The 16,719-nt window shown below is 55.8% G+C and carries 15 protein-coding genes; 6 read left to right on the forward strand and 9 right to left on the reverse strand.

The features are described 5' to 3' along the window. Window positions 1-51: 51 nt before the first annotated feature. Window positions 52-831, reverse strand: a complete 780-nt coding sequence (locus TAM4_RS01680) for an SDR family oxidoreductase (protein WP_048150817.1) — start codon at window positions 829-831, stop codon at window positions 52-54. 190 nt (window positions 832-1,021) lie between these two features. On the opposite strand from TAM4_RS01680, the gene TAM4_RS01685 reads away from it, so the two are divergent. The 3 genes from TAM4_RS01685 to TAM4_RS01695 all read left to right on the forward strand — a co-directional run bounded on the left by TAM4_RS01685 (window position 1,022) and on the right by TAM4_RS01695 (window position 4,520). Beyond that, on the forward strand, window positions 1,022-2,068 hold the full coding sequence (locus tag TAM4_RS01685) for an FAD-dependent oxidoreductase (protein ID WP_014121504.1): 1,047 nt from the start codon (window positions 1,022-1,024) through the stop codon (window positions 2,066-2,068). Between the two features lie 36 nt (window positions 2,069-2,104). Next, on the forward strand, window positions 2,105-3,112 hold the full coding sequence (locus TAM4_RS01690; protein WP_014121505.1) for a deoxyhypusine synthase: 1,008 nt from the start codon (window positions 2,105-2,107) through the stop codon (window positions 3,110-3,112). Between the two features lie 250 nt (window positions 3,113-3,362). Continuing rightward, window positions 3,363-4,520: an ATP-binding protein gene (locus tag TAM4_RS01695; protein WP_014121506.1), complete on the forward strand. Its 1,158-nt coding sequence runs from the start codon at window positions 3,363-3,365 to the stop codon at window positions 4,518-4,520. On the opposite strand, the gene TAM4_RS01700 is transcribed toward TAM4_RS01695, so the two are convergent. From TAM4_RS01700 to moaC, 5 genes are all read right to left on the reverse strand, one after another. Continuing rightward, window positions 4,513-5,394 carry a hypothetical protein gene (locus tag TAM4_RS01700; protein WP_014121507.1) on the reverse strand — a complete coding sequence of 294 codons (882 nt, stop codon included), beginning with the start codon at window positions 5,392-5,394 and terminating at the stop codon, window positions 4,513-4,515. The genes TAM4_RS01695 and TAM4_RS01700 overlap by 8 nt on opposite strands. A gap of 263 nt (window positions 5,395-5,657) precedes the next feature. Continuing rightward, window positions 5,658-7,019: an ATP-binding protein gene (locus TAM4_RS01705; RefSeq protein WP_014121508.1), complete on the reverse strand. Its 1,362-nt coding sequence runs from the start codon at window positions 7,017-7,019 to the stop codon at window positions 5,658-5,660. Window positions 7,020-7,068: 49 nt separating this feature from the next. After that, the gene (tiaS, locus tag TAM4_RS01710) at window positions 7,069-8,343 is read right to left on the reverse strand and encodes a tRNA(Ile2) 2-agmatinylcytidine synthetase TiaS (RefSeq protein ID WP_014121509.1); all 1,275 of its coding nucleotides are present in this window, start codon (window positions 8,341-8,343) and stop codon (window positions 7,069-7,071) included. A 22-nt stretch (window positions 8,344-8,365) separates the two neighbouring features. Then, window positions 8,366-8,881, reverse strand: coding sequence for a hypothetical protein (locus tag TAM4_RS01715; protein WP_014121510.1), 516 nt, complete (start codon window positions 8,879-8,881; stop codon window positions 8,366-8,368). Between the two features lie 47 nt (window positions 8,882-8,928). Then, the gene (gene moaC, locus TAM4_RS01720) at window positions 8,929-9,393 is read right to left on the reverse strand and encodes a cyclic pyranopterin monophosphate synthase MoaC (protein WP_014121511.1); all 465 of its coding nucleotides are present in this window, start codon (window positions 9,391-9,393) and stop codon (window positions 8,929-8,931) included. 84 nt (window positions 9,394-9,477) lie between these two features. Here moaC and TAM4_RS01725 point away from each other — a divergent pair, with 84 nt between their 5' ends. Both TAM4_RS01725 and TAM4_RS01730 read left to right on the forward strand, forming a co-directional pair. After that, on the forward strand, window positions 9,478-10,785 hold the full coding sequence (locus tag TAM4_RS01725; RefSeq protein WP_237702110.1) for an alpha/beta hydrolase: 1,308 nt from the start codon (window positions 9,478-9,480) through the stop codon (window positions 10,783-10,785). A gap of 31 nt (window positions 10,786-10,816) precedes the next feature. Continuing rightward, window positions 10,817-12,544, forward strand: a complete 1,728-nt coding sequence (locus tag TAM4_RS01730) for a DNA mismatch repair protein (protein WP_014121514.1) — start codon at window positions 10,817-10,819, stop codon at window positions 12,542-12,544. Here the strand turns inward: TAM4_RS01730 and TAM4_RS01735 are convergent. The 3 genes from TAM4_RS01735 to TAM4_RS01745 all read right to left on the reverse strand — a co-directional run bounded on the left by TAM4_RS01735 (window position 12,534) and on the right by TAM4_RS01745 (window position 15,947). Then, window positions 12,534-13,928: an MATE family efflux transporter gene (locus tag TAM4_RS01735; RefSeq protein ID WP_014121515.1), complete on the reverse strand. Its 1,395-nt coding sequence runs from the start codon at window positions 13,926-13,928 to the stop codon at window positions 12,534-12,536. The two genes, TAM4_RS01730 and TAM4_RS01735, sit on opposite strands and share 11 nt — an antisense overlap. Window positions 13,929-13,994: 66 nt before the next feature. After that, the gene (locus TAM4_RS01740) at window positions 13,995-14,405 is read right to left on the reverse strand and encodes a translation initiation factor IF-5A (RefSeq protein WP_014121516.1); all 411 of its coding nucleotides are present in this window, start codon (window positions 14,403-14,405) and stop codon (window positions 13,995-13,997) included. Between the two features lie 66 nt (window positions 14,406-14,471). Beyond that, window positions 14,472-15,947 carry a sodium-dependent transporter gene (locus TAM4_RS01745; protein WP_014121517.1) on the reverse strand — a complete coding sequence of 492 codons (1,476 nt, stop codon included), beginning with the start codon at window positions 15,945-15,947 and terminating at the stop codon, window positions 14,472-14,474. A gap of 89 nt (window positions 15,948-16,036) precedes the next feature. Between TAM4_RS01745 and TAM4_RS01750 the strand changes: the two genes are divergently transcribed. Beyond that, window positions 16,037-16,684 carry a metallophosphoesterase gene (locus TAM4_RS01750; RefSeq protein ID WP_014121518.1) on the forward strand — a complete coding sequence of 216 codons (648 nt, stop codon included), beginning with the start codon at window positions 16,037-16,039 and terminating at the stop codon, window positions 16,682-16,684. Window positions 16,685-16,719 lie beyond the last annotated feature (35 nt).

Consider the following 16,719-nt stretch of genomic DNA (forward strand, 5'->3'; position numbering starts at 1 on the left):
CACGAGGCGGACTGGTGAGTTAAAGCCTTTTACCTCTTTTATTCTGTTGCTTCAGAGGTCAACGCTCCTCGTCATCGCGCCGTCTATGACGACGGTGGAGCCGAGCATGTATTCGGCATCATCGCTGAGCAGAAAGGCCACGAGCGAGCCGAGTTCTTCCCACCTCCCGGTTCTGTGGAGGGGTGTCCTGCCGAGCACCTCGCGTTCCCATGTCTTCTCGAAGGGCTCTCCCCTCGCCTCGGCAACCGCCCTGAGGTTCTCCCGCGCACCGGGCGTGTCGAAGCTGCCAAGCAGAACGGAGTAGGCCCGAATTCCCTTACCCCCGTATGTCCTCGAAACGCTCTTGGCTAACTGAACCAGCCCAGCGCGCGTTACATCGGCGAGGACGAGCGGCGGCATGGGCTCCTTTATCGAGACGGAGTTAAGGTAGACGAGAACACCCCTCCGCTTCTTTTCGAGCCATTCCCTGATGAGAAGGGTCGTTAGATAACCAGGAGCCACCGTGTGGAGTGCCGAAGCCTCAATCCAGTCGAGGTAAGTGGCTTCGTGGAGGAGGCACGGCTCACAGCGGACGTTTCCGGCGTTCCAGACGAGGGCGTCAACCCCACCGAGGAGCTCCCAGCCTTCTTTCACAATGTTCTCAAGGTCCCCCTGGTCAAAAAGATTGGCCTCAACGGCGTAAATCTCACCGTAGCTCGAGAGCTCGTCGAGGGCCTTTCTCAGGTTTTCCCGGCTTCTGGAGCTTATAACAACCCTCGCGTTCCTCCTCAAGAGCTCCCGCGCGACGTTGAAGCCTATTCCTCGCGAGGAGGCCGTTACTATTATGCCCATCCCCTTCAGGTCGACCTCAATCATGGTAGCGCATACGGGGACGGGCTAATAACCTTTGTCCCGATGACGAATTAGGTTTCCCGAATTTGGGAAATCCCTGTCATTGTGGCAACGTTTTCGGGAAAAGAAACTTAAGGTGCAAAACCTTCGGTTTTCAACAGGTTTCTTGAAAAACTTTGGGGGTGATACGGTGAAGTTCTACATCTGCAGGGAGAAGAGCGAGCCGAAGCCCTTCAAAATAGCAATCATCGGAGCCGGCCCGGCTGGGCTGACGGCCGCCGGCTACCTCGCGTGCAGGGGCTACGAGGTTCACGTCTACGACAAGATGCCAGAGGGCGGTGGAATGGTGGCCTTCGCGATTCCAGAGGCGAGAATACCGATAAAAACCGTTAGAGAAGGTGTCAAGGACCTCGAAAAGCTCGGCGTGAACTTCCACTTCAGGACGAAGGTAGTCTATGACTCCCCCCGGGAACTCGGGGACGAGTGGGCCGAGCACTTCGTATCGCTCGAGAGACTGCTCGGCGAGTTCGATGCCCTTCTCATAGCCACGGGCGCCTGGCGTCCAAGGAAGCTGAAGGTTCCGGGCGTTGATTTGCCGGGCGTTTACGATGCGCTTAAGCTACTCCACCACATAAAGATGGCCAGGATAGGCTACTATCCCTGGGACAGCGTTCCCGACTTGAAGGGCAAGCACGTCGTCATAATTGGAGCGGGCTACACCGCGGTTGACGTTGCCCTCGAATCGAGGCTCCTCGGCGCTGAAAAGGTCACGATGGTCTACCGCCGCTCCCTGGAGCAGAGCTACGCAAAGGCCGAAATCAGGAAGCTCATCGAGGAGGGTCTTGAGTTCATTGAGATGGCCTCGCCCGTGAGAATCATCGGCGAAAATAGGGCGGAAGGGGTCGAGTTCGCGAGGACGAAAATCGTTGAGGGAAGCGTCGTTACAACGGACGAAAGGTTCATCGTTGACGCCGATGTTGTGGCTTATGCCATCGGCCAGTTGCCAACGAGTCCGATTCGCGAAGTCGTTTGTGCGAACGAGGAAATCCTGAAGGAGGCCGGGATTTTCTTCGCCGGAGACGTCGTCGCGCCGAGGAACATCGGAACGGCGATGCGTGAAGGGAGAGCGAGGGCGAAGGAGATAGAGGAGTGGCTCACAAAGAAGGCGCCGAGAAAGGTCTTCCCCGTCCCCGTTACCGCCAGGCTGATAGGCTCAGTCCTAAGCGGGAAGTGCTGACGAAAGCTTTAAACGCCCCCCTTCCAACCCCTCCCCATGACGGAGCCGAAGGACATCGTGCTTAAGGAGAGCGAAGAGGTTGAGGGAGTTCCGATTGAGGGGCCGTGGCTCGACGACGTTTCAAGCCTCGAGGATGTTTTGGATTATTACGAGCGCATAGGTTTCCAGGCGACACACCTCGGACGGGCGATAGAGATATGGCGGAAGGTCGAGGAGAAGCGGGCAAAGGGAGAAGAAGTCCGCGTTTTCCTCGGCTACACTTCCAACATAATCTCCTCCGGTTTGAGGGAGATAATCGCGTGGCTGGTCAAAGAAGGCAAGGTTGACGTTATCGTAACCACCGCCGGCGGAATCGAGGAGGACTTCATAAAGGCCCTCAAACCCTTTATCCTGGGCGACTGGAACGTTAACGATGCCCTAATGCGCGAGAAGGGCATCAACAGGATAGGCAACATCTTCGTGCCCAACGACCGCTACATTGAGTTCGAGAAGTACATGATTCCCTTCTTCGAGCGGGTCCTTGAGATTGAAAAGGAGCGTGGGGTTTTGACGGCGAGCGAGTTCATCTACGAGCTCGGTAAATACATGGACGAGAAGCTCGGGAAGGAGAAGGAGAAGAGCGTTATCTACTGGGCCTACAAAAGGAACGTCCCGATTTTCTGTCCCGCTATAACCGACGGCTCGATAGGGGACATGCTCTACTTCTTCAAGGAAGAACACGGGGACAGGGAGCTAATCATAGACATCGCCAACGACATAGTGAAGCTCAACAACTTAGCGGTTACCGCAAAGGAGACCGCCTCGATAATCCTCGGCGGTTCGTTGCCGAAGCATGCGATAATCAACGCCAACCTCTTCAGGGGCGGAACGGACTACGCGATTTACGTGACGACCGCAATCCCCTGGGACGGCTCGCTGAGCGGTGCACCGCCGAGCGAAGGCGTCAGCTGGGGCAAGATAAGGGCAAAGGCAGACTACGTCGAGATATGGGCCGATGCGACGCTCGTCTTCCCGCTGCTGGTGTGGAAGGTGATGAAGGGGTGAACCTCAAACAACTTTGACTCAATGCTCTGCGGAGATATCTGCCCGTTAGGTCCAAGACACGGAGAAAGAAAAAGCCCGCAATTGAAGCTTACATGGGAATATTCGGTGAGGCCTCCCCTGGGGAGCTCGATAAATACGCCCTTGAGCTCTGGTTTTTTGGATAGTTTGCACTCGCACTGCAAACTCTTTTTAAATTCCTTTGCAGTAGAAATGCAAAATCTTTATAAACATCTTTGCACTACAACTGCACATGCTTGAGATACAGAACCCGTGGTGGTTTGGCGAATCTGACAGAGACTGGGAGCTCTTCGAAAAGCTCACCTATAAGGTCAGGCCGAAATGGCTCGACGAACTCTCATTGGAGCCTTTTTCGCTCAACTTCGTCGTCGGACCGAGAAGGGTCGGGAAAACCATCGGAATAAAGCTTCTCATTAAAGAGCTCCTCAAAAAAGTCAGTACTCCCTATGCCGTCTTTTACTTCAGCTGTGACGTGCTTGAGGACTACAAAGAGCTTTTGGAGGTTCTAAACGAGTACCTCCAACTGAAGAGACGAAAAAACATTAAAAAAGCTTTCATATTCCTCGATGAGGTTAGCTTAGTTGAGGACTGGTGGCGTGCCCTGAAGTTCCTCATAGACAGGGGCGAGCTGAGGAACGATGTCGTCACCGTAACGGGCTCGATTTCCCTTGCTCTTGGACGGCACTTTGAGACGTTTGGGGGCAGGCGGGGGAAGGGAAAGACCGTCGAGGTCATGCCGCTGAGCTTCCGCGATTATTACCAGCTCTTTTACGAGGACTTCTTTCCGTTGAAGGGGAACGAGGTCTTCGAGAACTACCTTGAAACCGGCGGCTATTTGGCCTATCTAAACGGCACCCTTAAGGTTGAGGAGCTCGTGGGCTTCCTGAAGGCGGACCTGAAAGCTTTAGAGCGCTCGACCGACCTCGCGAGGGACGTCATGGGCGCTATACTCGATAAAGCGCCATCACCGACTTCCTTCAACGCGATAGCGAAGGCCGTCGGGGTTTCGCCCCACACCGCGAGGGATTACGTTGAGCTCTTCGAGGCGCTTCACGTCCTCCTGCAGGTTCTCTACCTCGGAGGCGATGGGAAGGTCTATCCGCGGAAGGAAAGAAAGCTGATTCTCCGTGACCCGTTAATCGTGAGGGCCATGGAGCTCTGGACGAGGAGAAAGGTTGATAGGGCCGCTCTCTACGAGTGGCTCGTTCAGGAGCACCTGCACCGGAAGTTCGGGGAGGTTTACTACTACCGGAACTCCTACGAGGTCGATGCAATCGCTGGAAACCTGAAGGTCGAGGTGAAGTCGGGGGAGAGAAGGGGAAGGTACCCGAAGGACGTTAAAGTCCTGAAGGGCCCGGAGGTTCCGGGATTCCTTTACGACCTCACTTAGCGAACTCCCTTATCCCCTCCACGTCCCTCCGCTGAACCAGCCTGAGGAGCTTAACCGTGTAGGCTATCTCAAGCGCGTTCTCCTCAGGGTTTTCGAGGAGTTCGTCAAGTCGATTGAGCAGGTCTCCCTCCGCCCGCTTCATGGCCTCGCCCGAGAACCCCGCGTATTCGAGGGCCTTTGCTATGGTGATGAGCTCAGTGAAGACTTTCGTTCCCTTCTCCTCCGGAATCCCTGCCTTTCTGAGTTCCTCCTCGACGGCTTTCTTCGTTTCGGGGAAGGTTGGTTTCGCCGGTTCTTGTGACGGTCTGACTGCCGCAGATGGAATTGCTGCTCGCGTCGCTGTGGTGCTTCTCGGTTTCGCTCCGTACTCTTCCCCGAAAAGTGTGTCCAAGTACTTGTTAAGTTTTTCCAAGTTTTTATACTCCTCCGTCTCTATCCAGTTCCTTCCTTCGGGTCCCAAGTACTTTACCAGTTCTTCGACCGCTTCCATTGCAAGAGGGAGATACTTGGTGAGTATGCGGCTCTTCTTTATCCAGATGTTGTGGCTGTCGACGAATCCCGTTACGAACCTTTTTCGGAACTCCGGATCCTTCAGCTTCTCGTACTTTGGGAGGATGTATCCCTCATAAGGGAGCAAGTTCTTTGGCAGTTCTATTTCACCTGCTATTTCCTTCACGTTTTCCTTGTGGTAGTATGCGACCTCCTCCTCCGCGAGATTCTTCAACAGGTGTTCCTGCCGCTTCCCGAGCTCCTTCCATCTTCTTATTTTGTTTTCCATTGCCGGCAGGATGCTCAGCAGCTGGAGGAGGAGCGTCCAGCGCTGGGCGTCCTCCTTCGTGGGGGCGATGTACTTCGCGTGCTCCTCGCTTATCAATCCACCGAAGTAGTTATGTGTGTGTTATGGCGTTCACCAGTGCATCATGCCTCACGTCGGCACTGGCGTCCTTCGGCCCGGGTACCTCTCCGTAGCGCCTTATGATATGCTTTTTTAATGTAGCATTGTGCCTATGTAGTGTGTGTGTTATCGAGGGAGTCCACCACCACGATCTCCCTCGATGTAGGCTTGATTCCCTCGAACTTTTTATGCTTCTTGCCCGTCCGGGCATAGACGTATCGGACTACCAAGGAAACCACCCCTCAATCTTCGCCCTTGGAAGAGATAAGCCTTTCGAAGTCCTTCAAGTCCCAGATCAAAAATCCTTCTTCTCTCAGATCCTCTTTCCCCTCAACGTTCTTCGCCACAAGCCCGTAGCGTTTCTCCCAGTCATCAAGTCCCACCAGCCCAGCCTTCCGTTCCAAGTCCTTCAAAACGCCCCGCGCTTCCCTCTCGCTCAGGCTCTTCCACTTCACCTCAACAAAGAGCGCTTTCCTCTCGCGTTCGTTCAAAGCAACCAAATCAATCTCCTCGCCCTTACGCCACCACCTGCCGATTTTTGTAAAGCGGAACGGCAGCTTTCCAGCTTTATTGAGTTCGACGAGGAAATGCCGAGCAACTTTCTCAAACACCGGGCCAAGGTAATGGTCGTAGTCTCGCTTGATCTCCTCAACGTCAAAGATGCCCTCCTCGATGGCCGAAAGGTTTGGATAGACGAAGCGGAACCAGAAGGCGAGGAAGTTGTCGGCCACGTAGTAGCGACCCCTCTTTGAGCTCGGCTTTTCCGTTATCGGGACTTCCCTCACCACCAGCCCAGTTTCGATGAGGTTTCTCAGGTAGGGCGTTACATCCGAGTGTCTCATGCCGATAAAGTCCCTTATCTCCTTTGGCGTCGTTTTGCCCAAGGCTATTGCCTCCAGTATGCGCCGGTAGGTTCTCGTCTCCGTAAACTCGTACCTAAGCAGAAAATCAACCTCGTCGCGGAAGAAGCTCACCGGGTTCCTCAGCTCATTATTGAGCCACTCCCAGAAGGGCAACCTAACCTGCGTTATGTAGAACGGAATTCCATCGGTCATGCCGTAGACTTCTACGAGTTCCTTCCAGTCGGCATCAGGGAAGAACTCCCTCAGATGGAGAAATTTCAAGGGCTTGAGCTTCATTGAGCCTGTTCTCCTGCCGTAAAGAGGGCTCTTGTAGCTGAGAACTTTCTCCGTCATCATGCTCACGGAGGAGCCGAGGAGAATGAGTTTTGTGTTCGAATCTGAAAGTTCCGTGTCAATAGCCCTCTGAAAAACGCTCAAAACGGTGGGGTCTTCCTTTATGATGTTAGGGAACTCGTCGATGACAATAACCTTTCCCCTGAGGGCGTGGAGAAGGCCCTCCCAGTCTCCCCGGGCGTATCTCACCTCCGGAAAAACTCTCTCAGCAGTCCCCCGGAAGTGCCTCAGGTTACCCCCCTCGACGGCGAGGTAGTAAACGTGGGGAACGTCTTTCACGGCTTCGAGGACGAGACGGGTCTTCCCAACACGCCTTCTCCCATAGATGATGATTAGCTCGAAATTCTCGCTTGAGAGCCGTTCTCTCAGTGCCTTAAGCTCCTCATTTCTATTTACGAACTTGGTCATGTGATAATCACCGTTATGATAATGGTGATTATCACTTTAAGCCTTTCGCTTACAGGAGTTCTAAAACCCTCTCCTCCCCTCCCGGTAGCACCAGCGGCCTCGACAGGTGCTTCCTCGCATCTGGAGGAACCTCGTAAATCTTCCTCTCCAGCTCGCGCGGGACTTCAACCGGAACCAGCTTCTTCGGCATCTTATAGCCGCAGCGCTTGCACTTCAGGTAGTCGCCCTTGCTCTTCATCGTTCCCCCACAGCGCGGGCACCTCGGCTTTCTGTATTCGATTTTCGGGACGAGCTTCACCAGATAGAACTTCTCAAGGTTGAGGGTCAAGATTCCCTCGTGCTCCTTAACCCCTCCAGCGGCTATGATTTCATCACCGGGCAGGAGCTTCCGAACGTAGTTCCTGAACTTCTTCGTCGGCTCGAAGGCTGCCACCCTGATTTTCCCGGTCTCGTCCTCAAGCTCGAAGAAAACGTGCCTCCCGCGCTCCCAGTATGGCCCGGAAACCCTTCCCCTGACAACCGCGCTGTCGTATAGCCTCAGCTCGCCAATTTTTTTGGGAGTCAGATGGTCGTCGGTGTTCTGGTTCGTCTTGTAGAGCTGGTAGAAAGCTATCGGCTCCCCAAAGCGGACCATCTCAAAGGCCTGGAGAACCTTTCCCCGGTCAATTCCCCTGATTCCGACGAGAACGGGGTCCTTGCCGTGGGGGGCTATGAGGACGGTTCTCTTGTAATAATCCACGTTATCGTAGGTGAAGGGGTAGCTCCACCTGTCGGCCAAAAACACGCTTTCGGCGTCGACTTTTCTCGGCTTTCCCCAGTTCTCCGGTTCGCGGTAAGCTAAAAGCTCGTAGGTGAAGGTCTTTAAGGGATAGCCGATTGAAGCTAAAGCTCCGATTATGCCCCTGCCGAGCTTGAACTTAAAGATTTCAGCTCCTACCTCCCTCGCAACATTCTCAGCTTCCTCGATGGTAACGTGCTCCCTCAAAGCTTTGAGCGAGAACTCCCTCAGTCTTTCGGGGATTTCGCCCTCGAGAAAGGCGACGCCGGGGTTGGTGTTCTCGTGTGTGAAATCCGCAAGCTGATTAACGTAGAACAGCACGAGGTCCTTAATCTCTGGAAGGGCCTCCTCATCGACCTCGAACGTCATCGCAACCGCTCCGTTCCCGCGCGTCTTGTAGGGGATGTTCGGGTTCAGTCGTATAAGCCTCGGCAGGTCGATGGGCTCAGCTAAGCGCGACAGCTCGCGGTACAGGAGCGCGCCGAGGTAGGTCGTGCACATGCCGTTGGGTGAATCAGTGTCATCGATTCCGATGTGGAGGAGCATGGTTGGAGAAAAGAGTTGAGGCTTAAAAATTAAACGCCTCCGCGAGGGCTTTCCTGAACTCCTCCCTGCTCATGCACGGCCCGTTCCTCTTCAGCCTGACCGCGGCGATCTTGTAGTTGCCCTTTCCGACGAACCGGCAGGCCTTCTCGGGCTCATCAACCAGTCTCGCGACCGCGTAGGTTACCCCGTCGCGCTCGATGTAGTCTATCACCGTGTCCTGGAAGCCGGTGAAGACTACGACGCACTTCCTGCCCGGGTTGAGGGGCTTTAAGTCCTCGTCGATTGGAGGAAGTCTCTTGACGACGCACTCGCCCGGGAAGTCGTGGGCCTTGAGCCTTCTTATGAGCTCGGGCATCTCACCTGTTTCCTCGAAGCGTTCGAGCTCTTCCCTTGAAACCTCGACGGGCTTGGTCGAGTAGCAGAGGAACTCCTCGTCGTGGAACATCAGGTAGGTTCCGTCCTTCAGGAACATGAAGGCTATCCTCTCCCTCGGAAGGTCGAAGATGTAGCCTGATCTGCTCTTCTTGACCTCGTACATCCGAACCACCGGCCCAACTGCGCGTGGACACTTATAACCCTAACTGGTCATTTTTGTTTAATCTTCTCCACGACATGGACGTCATCTATCCTCGTCACCGGGTACTGGCCGTTCTCGTCCTTCTCGACGGCCTTCACCATGTCCCATATCGTGAGCAGCGCGACTGTTACGCCCGTTAAAGCCTCCATCTCGACGCCGGTCTTGTAATAGGCGCGAACCTCGCAGGTTGCCTCGATGTAGTCATTACCAAACTCGAAGGTTATGTCAACGCCGGTCAGCGGTATCGGGTGGCAGAGGGGTATCAACTCGGGCGTTTTCTTGACCGCTAAAATCCCGGCAATCTGGGCCGTCGCGATGACGTTGCCCTTCTTCGTCTTGCCGGCCTTTATGAGCTCTATCGTTTCCGGTTTGAGCCTTATCCTTCCCTTCGCGACGGCCTTTCGAAAAACCACGTCCTTGTGGCCGACCTCGACCATCTTGACGCCCCGCTCATCGACGTGGGTCAGCTCCATTCCGATCACCGGGGTGAGTTCGCTCCGCCCCACTAAAACCTTTGGGTTAACGCTATAAACGACTTTGGCGATCTGTTTGAGGTGGTGGAGTTGAAGAGCACGAAGGCCCTCACGCTGTTCATCGCGATCCTTCTCATCGCGTCCCTCGGATGCATAGGTGGCTCAAACGGCGGGGTGTCCTCCACGCAATCTCCATCGACTTCGGCGGGAACTCATTCAAGCCTCTGGACGAGTACGCGGGCGACCTCAAGCGTTTCAAGCACCTCAAACACCGAAACAACCGCCTGGCACCCGCCCCAGGGGGAAAAGAACGTGACGGTAACTTTCATCGTTTCCGTGCCCGGCTACACGCCTCAAAACGCCAGCGTTTACATAGCGGGCGACTTCAACGGCTGGAATACGGAGGACGAGCGCTTCAGGCTGAAGAGACTTCCGGACGGGAGGTGGGCGATAAACCTGACCTTCCCCTACGGGACCGTTATAAGCTTCAAGTTCACGCGGGGCTCGTGGGAGACCGTGGAGGTCGGGCCAGCCGGTGGAGAAATCCCGGACAGGCACTTCGTCTTCAGGAAGAGCGGGGTGTACGAGCTCAGGGTGTACAACTGGCGCGATCACTTTGAGAAGGCTACCCATACGATAAGCGGCAACGTGAAGGTATTCAAGATGTTCTCCCCCCAGCTCAACAGAACCGTCCGCGTCTGGGTCTACCTTCCGCCGGACTACGGCAAAAACGAGAAGAAGAGGTATCCGGTTCTCTACATGCTCGACGGCCAGAACATCTTCGACAACGCAACGGCCTTCGCAGGCGAATGGGGGGTTGACGAGACCCTCGAAGAGCTCTACAACAAAACGGGGTTCTCGATAATAGTGGTTGGGATCGACAACGGCGGGGAGAGAAGGATAGACGAGTACGCCCCTTGGAAAAACGAATGGTACGGGAAGGGCGGCGAGGGAAACGCCACGCTCGAGTTCATAGTGGAGAACCTCAAGCCCTACATAGATGCCCTCTACCGCACGGAGCGCGGGGAGACGGGGATAATGGGTTCATCCCTCGGTGGACTTCTTGCCCTCTACGCAGGCTTTGCATACCCCGACACCTTCCGGTACGTCGGAGCGATGAGCCCCTCGCTCTGGTTCAACCCCGAGATATACGGGTTCATCGAGAACGCCGAGCGGGGCCCGGAGAAGATCTACCTCTACTGGGGAACCAGCGAGGGGAGCAATCCTCAGAAGATGATGGAGGACGGCCGTAAACTCGTGGAGGTACTGAAGGAAAAGGGATACGTTGAGGGACGGAACCTCAAGGTGGTCGTCGAGGAAGGTGGCGAGCACAACGAGCGTTACTGGGGCAGACACTTCGCTGAGGCCGTGACCTGGCTCTTCGGCGGATAAACTTTTTATCCCCTTTCCCGTCCTTTTAACGATGAAGCTGAAACTCAACCCGGAGGCTAAAGCCGTACTGCGGGCGATAAAGGAGGAGATAAAGAGGAGAACGCTCCTCCCGGAGAGTTCGGCCCTTCTTGAAAGATTCGAGCCCACCTCCGATCCGGAGGAGATACGGAGGAGGCAGGAGTATTTTCGGGGGATGCTCCCGCTGATCCGCGAGGACATTGGGGAGCACATAGCGCGCGTAAAGCCGATCCGCTTTAAGAGGGACTACCTCCACGACAGGATTCTGGTGGTTGATGAAAATGAACTCGAGAGAGCGGAAGAGCTCGGCCTGTGCGGGGTCACCACCGAGCCGGTTGAGCCCGGGGAGTACCCCATCGTCCTCAGCACCGTTGGTTACGGCATCGACGTTGAGTTAAGTCCCGCGCAGATAGCACCGGAACTCTACGTCCTGCCCCTCTGGGAGAACAGGGAAACCCTGAGGGCTCTATCGAGAATAGGGGAGATCCTGGGGAGAAAAAGCGTTGCAGGCGAAATCCTGCGCGAGCTCAGGCCTCTCGGAGAGGTGATGGAGAGGAGGAAGGTCCTTGAGGCCCTCGAAGAGATCGTGGCGGAGAAGGAAAGGGAGCTGAACGAGAAGATCTCCGAGAGGCTGGAGCGCTTCAGTCTGACCCTGACGGGTAAGGAGCTCGTGGCGTTTCTGAGCGAGCTGAGGGCCGGTAATTACGAGGCAATATTCAGGCACTTCGGGGGGATCGAGGGCGAGATCCTCGACCTCATCAACGAGGCTGAGAGGGAGCTGAGCGAGAGGCTTGGAGTTGCGGTGGAACTCTTCTCCCGGGACGAGATGTACCCCGTTCGTGCGGTTCCCGAGCGCGTTGAGGCCCTCTACCGCGAACTCGACGGAGAGCTCAAGGTTGAGCTCTACATGAGGGGCAGGGAGATCCTGGAGAGAATAGCCCCTCTCCTTCCCGAGCTCAAGAGGGAACTCGAATCCGTCAGGGAGCTCGACTTTCTGAGGGCCGTCAAGGATTTCGCGGGGGACTTTTCGTTTCCCGAGCTCTGGAAGGGCGGCATCGCCTTCGTAAACGGGAGGCACCTTTTCATCGAGAACCCTCAGCCCGTCAGCTACGTTATCGGCGCCAAACCGGCGGACTTCAGCGTTCCCGGTTCAGAGAGGATAGCCGGCGAGAGAATAGTCATCCTCACGGGCGCCAACAGCGGCGGAAAGACGAGCCTGCTCGAGCTGATAACCCAGATCGAGGTGCTCTTCCACATGGGCTTTCCGGTTCCAGCTGAAAGGGCGTGGCTCGAACCCCTCGACGAGGTTTTCTTCTTCAGAAGGAAGAGGAGCGCCTATGGGGCCGGAGCCTTCGAGACCGCGCTCAGGTCATTCGTTCGGGCGCTCAGGGGAGGCGGAAAAAAGCTCATACTCATCGACGAGTTCGAGGCCATAACAGAGCCGGGCGCGGCTGTTAAGATAATAGGCGAACTCCTGCGGATAGCCCATGAGAGGGGCTTTTACGTGGTTATAGTGTCCCATCTCGGCGAGGATCTGAAAAAAGAGCTCCCCTTCGCTCGGGTGGACGGAATAGAGGCCAAAGGGCTCGACGAAAGCCTGAACCTGATAGTTGACAGGCAGCCGCGCTTCGGGAGGATAGGGAGGAGCACTCCGGAGCTCATAGTGGAAAGGTTAGCCCGGAAGAGAAAGGGGGCCGAGAGGGAGATATTCGAGAGGATTCTGCGGGCCTTCAGACCTTGACGTACTTCCAGCGCCCCCTTCTGAATATCCACCAGTACATCGCGGCGCTCGTGAAGGTTTCGAGGCTCATAGCTATCCACGCCGCTATGACGCCCAGCCCCTCGAAGGTAAAGCCCGGGAAGGTAAAGCCGAGAACCCTGAAGGCCGGGATCTCGAAGCCGAAGCCGAGGAGGTAAGCCGGGAGGATCCTGAAGAACAGCTTGCTGACGGCCGTAACGTACATCGGGCTTTTGGTGTCTCCGGCACCCCTCAAAGCCCCGCTGAGAACGAAGACCCACCCGAGGGGAATCTCACTTATCCCAACTATTATGAGGTATATGCTCGCCAGCCTCAGAACCTCGCCGTAGTGCGGATCGTTCGGGTTGAGGAAGGGCATGACGAGGTAGCGCGGGAAGAGTATGAGAACCACCGCCATAACGCTCATGAAGGCCGTTATCATTTTGAGGGCTTCCTTCACAGTTTTTTCAGCCAAATCTGGCCTTTTTGCGCCGAGACTCTGGCCGACGAGAGCTGAGGAAGCCACGTTGAAGCCGAAAGCCGGCATGTAGGCGATGCTCTCTATCCTCAGGCCTATCTGGTGGGCGCTGAGGGCTATGCTTCCAAACCTCGTGACTATCGTCATGTACAGGAAGTTGTAGAAGCTGAAGAGACCGCGCTCCACCAGGGCGGGGATTCCGATCCTCACGATCCTCTCAATAAGGGGTAGGTCAAGCCTCCAGCTGGGCCTCAGGTGGAGCACGAGCCGGCCGGTGAGAAGCAGGTAGAAACCGATGAGGAACGATACGGTTATTCCAATTCCTGAGGCCCAGGCTGCACCCACAGGGCCGAGCCTCGGAAAGCCGAGCTTGCCGTAGATCAGCAGGTAGTCGAGGACCGCGTTTATGACGTTCATCACGATGCCGAGTTTCATCGGGGTTTTTGTGTCCCCCGCTCCCCTGAGGGCGGAGAAGAACGTGAACCCCACGAACCTTATGGGGTAGAACAGGAAGAGAACCTTGAGGTAGGAGTAGGCTATGCTGAAGGTTTCCCCCTTTGCGCCCATTATCCTCAGCACGTCATCGCCGAGAAACCAGCCGAAGAGAAACACGGGGATGCCGAGGAGGAACGCAAGGTAGAGGCTCTGCTCCAGAACGAGCTCGGCCTTTTCAAAGTCCCTCGCGCCCACGAACCTTGCGACGAGGGCGAGGGTTCCAACGGAAACAGACATCATTATCGGGAACATGAACCAGCTTATCTGCCCCCCGAGGCCGACCGCACCGACCGCTATTGCGCTGACGTGGCCGACCATTAAAGTATCGACTAGGTTGAGCAGGGTCTGGGAGATGTTCCCGAGTATTGCAGGCCACGCCAGGGACCACAGCTTCCTCCGGAGGTTCTCTTCCATGGCGATCTAAACGATAAAAGAAGGGTTGATATTTAAGGCTTTCTGAAGAAGCGAGAAGAGAGGGGCTCACTCGCCCCTGACCTTCTTAATCTGGATCCTGCCGAGGGTCTCCCAGTACTCGACGGTGATTCCTTCCTTGAGCTGGTCCTTGACCTCGTCCTCGACGCCGGTCTCGATCGGGACGTCGTAGAGCTCGTAGGTCTCCATGTCCATAATCTGGACCGTGTCCGGGGTTATCGCTATGACCTGGCCGACGCGCTTGTCGATAATCGGAACGTCAACTTCCGCGCTGGTCGGCTTAACGATGCTCCTGACCTTTCTGTCGAAGATTCCAACGGCCTCAATCCTGGCCTTGGCGGAGCCGTGCTTTCCTGGCGAGGAAACGGTTATGTTCACGATCCTGCAGGGCTCGCCGTCGATGATTATGTACCTTCCGGGCTTGAGCTTGCTGACCTGAACCTTGGTCTTGTCTCCCATCTTCCATACCTCCCGTAAGCGTTCTATTCCAACTCGGAAAGGCCATTTAAAAAATTTTTGAAGGGCTCAGCGGCCCCTCCTGGAGCCCGCCAGCAGGTAGTTGTTGAAGAGAACCGGCAGGAAGAGGAGCAGGCCAACCAGTATGCCCAGCTTCACGTAGGAGCTCGGGAAGCTCAGCATCGTTTTCAGGGCCATCAGGCCTATAACCACCGAGGCCAGCACTCCAACTCCTATGAGCCTCCTGTCGACGGGGGACACACCGATCAACAGGGGCACGCCTTCGAGGGCTATTATCAGCCCGCCAACGCCCAGGAGAGCCCCTAGGAAGAGCACCTTGATCCCGCTCACCATCATCGCGGCGGAGAGAACTAGAATCGCCCCGCTGACGAAGGAGACGCTCGTGTTCCTCTTCATCTGGAAAGTCTCAGCCGAGATCTGGGCGCCTATCTCGACGAGCACTATGAGCGTTGTGAACCCTGCGAGGAAGAGCGAGCCCATGAGGAGGAATATTATCGCCGAGCTTCCGCTTATTCCGCTCTCGCGGATTATGTCGGGGATGAGGTAGAATGTCTCGATTGCCCTTATGGGGTTCTCATCGCTGAAACTCGCGTACCTCCTCACCTTCTGGAAGTTGCTGAGCGTCTGGTCAATGCCCTTTAAAACCTCCTGGAGCTGGTTGTACTTCTTCATCGCCTCCTCCGCCGTGAGGTTGGGGTTGGCGAAGACCTTACCGAGTTCCTCGTGGATCTGCTTGTACTTGATCTGGTTGTTTTCGTAACTCTGGTAGGCCGCCCCAATCGCGTAAACCGTCGTGAATGCGGCCGCAAAGCTCAGAAGTATCTGGAGGAGCAGAACGACACCGAGGAGTTTCCGGAAGTCCAGCTCAGAGGGGGCAAAGCTTCCGAGGACGTAGTAAACTCCCGCTCCGAGACCGAGGCTCAGCAGAACGGTTATCAGCATGGTTATCGTGCCCTTGGCCGTGAGGGAGTGGTCGAAGGACAAAACCGCGTGCCTGTAGGAGTTGAGGTAGTTGAGAGCGGCCTCGCTCTTGACGAAACTGTAAACCTGCTCCCTCATCAGGAAGAGCGAGACAAAGGCGAATATTATAAACAGAACAGCGAGGGCCCCGATGAACTCAACGGAGCGGCTCCTCAGTATTATCAGGAACAGCCAGATCAGTGCTATAACCACCAGGAGGATCCCGATGAGGGCCGTGGTTCCGAGGTTGAGGAGCTTCAGAAGGGCGAAACCGGAGTAGTAGAGGTTTATTGCACCGAAGAGCATCAGAAACATCAGCAGGACTATCGTTATCGCCGGGAGCCGCGAGACCTTCACCATGAACTCGTGGATGAGATAGCGCGTCTTCCTCGTTGCCTCAAGCTCGCCGTAGATCAGGATCAACCCAACGCCCAGTGCCAGGAGCGACAGAACGAAGCCCTTGAGACCGAAGGCGATGTAGTACTTCGGCATCAGCAGGAAGTTCAGCACCCCCAAAATGTATCCAGTTATTAAGAGGGCCATCAGGGTTGACATCTTTCTCATTTCAATCCCTCCCTTCGAACAGACTGGAATTAAAACGTTCCAAAAATATAAAAGGGTTGTGGGCTATGGGGCGAATTCGGGGGATGGGAATGCTCGCGGTGGCCGTAACCGACATACACGGGGATTCAAGGGTCACGAGAGAGCTCGCCCGCAGAATAGAGGCCATGGAGAGGAAACCGGACGCGATACTCATAGCCGGGGACGTGACCAACTTCGGCACAGCCGGCATCGCGGAGAAGGTTCTAAAACCCCTGCTCGGGCTGGGAATAAGGGTAGTGGCCGTTCACGGCAACTGCGACGGCAGGGACGTTCCGGAGTACCTTGAAAGTCTGGGAATAAGTGCGCACGACAGGAGGATCGAGATTGAGGGGATCGGGCTGGTCGGGATTGGGGGCTCGAACGTGACGCCATTCCACACGATATGGGAGCTGAGCGAGGAGGAGATCGAGGCGATCCTGCGGAGGAACTACCGCCCGGGGGACATAATCCTCTCCCACGCTCCGCCCTACGGAACCAAAGTGGACTTGACCCGCTCCGGCCTCCACGTCGGAAGTAAAGCTTTGAGAAAGTTCATCGAGGAAAACCAGCCCCCCATAGTGATCACAGGCCACATCCACGAGGCGAGGGGGGTTGACAGAATAGGCGGGACCATCGTTGTGAACCCCGGGCCGCTGTTCAGGGGCTACTATGCGGTCGTAGATCTCGAAAAGCCCAGGGTGAGCCTGCTTAGCCTTTAGCAATTCTTTTATATCCACTGTGCTAACGTTAAGAC

Origin of the sequence: Thermococcus sp. AM4 (genome assembly GCF_000151205.2) — an archaeon.
In the GTDB taxonomy this organism is placed as follows: Archaea; Methanobacteriota_B; Thermococci; order Thermococcales; family Thermococcaceae; genus Thermococcus.

What these genes read in the sequence shown, in the direction of transcription:
- TAM4_RS01680 (WP_048150817.1), bottom strand. Translation starts at nt 831, where the DNA reads ATGGGCATAATAGTAACGGCCTCCTCGCGAGGAATAGGCTTCAACGTC.
- TAM4_RS01690 (WP_014121505.1), top strand. Translation starts at nt 2,105, where the DNA reads ATGACGGAGCCGAAGGACATCGTGCTTAAGGAGAGCGAAGAGGTTGAG.
- TAM4_RS01695 (WP_014121506.1), top strand. Translation starts at nt 3,363, where the DNA reads ATGCTTGAGATACAGAACCCGTGGTGGTTTGGCGAATCTGACAGAGAC.
- TAM4_RS01705 (WP_014121508.1), bottom strand. Translation starts at nt 7,019, where the DNA reads ATGACCAAGTTCGTAAATAGAAATGAGGAGCTTAAGGCACTGAGAGAA.
- tiaS (WP_014121509.1), bottom strand. Translation starts at nt 8,343, where the DNA reads ATGCTCCTCCACATCGGAATCGATGACACTGATTCACCCAACGGCATG.
- TAM4_RS01715 (WP_014121510.1), bottom strand. Translation starts at nt 8,881, where the DNA reads ATGTACGAGGTCAAGAAGAGCAGATCAGGCTACATCTTCGACCTTCCG.
- moaC (WP_014121511.1), bottom strand. Translation starts at nt 9,393, where the DNA reads ATGGAGCTGACCCACGTCGATGAGCGGGGCGTCAAGATGGTCGAGGTC.
- TAM4_RS01730 (WP_014121514.1), top strand. Translation starts at nt 10,817, where the DNA reads ATGAAGCTGAAACTCAACCCGGAGGCTAAAGCCGTACTGCGGGCGATA.
- TAM4_RS01735 (WP_014121515.1), bottom strand. Translation starts at nt 13,928, where the DNA reads ATGGAAGAGAACCTCCGGAGGAAGCTGTGGTCCCTGGCGTGGCCTGCA.
- TAM4_RS01740 (WP_014121516.1), bottom strand. Translation starts at nt 14,405, where the DNA reads ATGGGAGACAAGACCAAGGTTCAGGTCAGCAAGCTCAAGCCCGGAAGG.
- TAM4_RS01745 (WP_014121517.1), bottom strand. Translation starts at nt 15,947, where the DNA reads ATGAGAAAGATGTCAACCCTGATGGCCCTCTTAATAACTGGATACATT.
- TAM4_RS01750 (WP_014121518.1), top strand. Translation starts at nt 16,037, where the DNA reads ATGCTCGCGGTGGCCGTAACCGACATACACGGGGATTCAAGGGTCACG.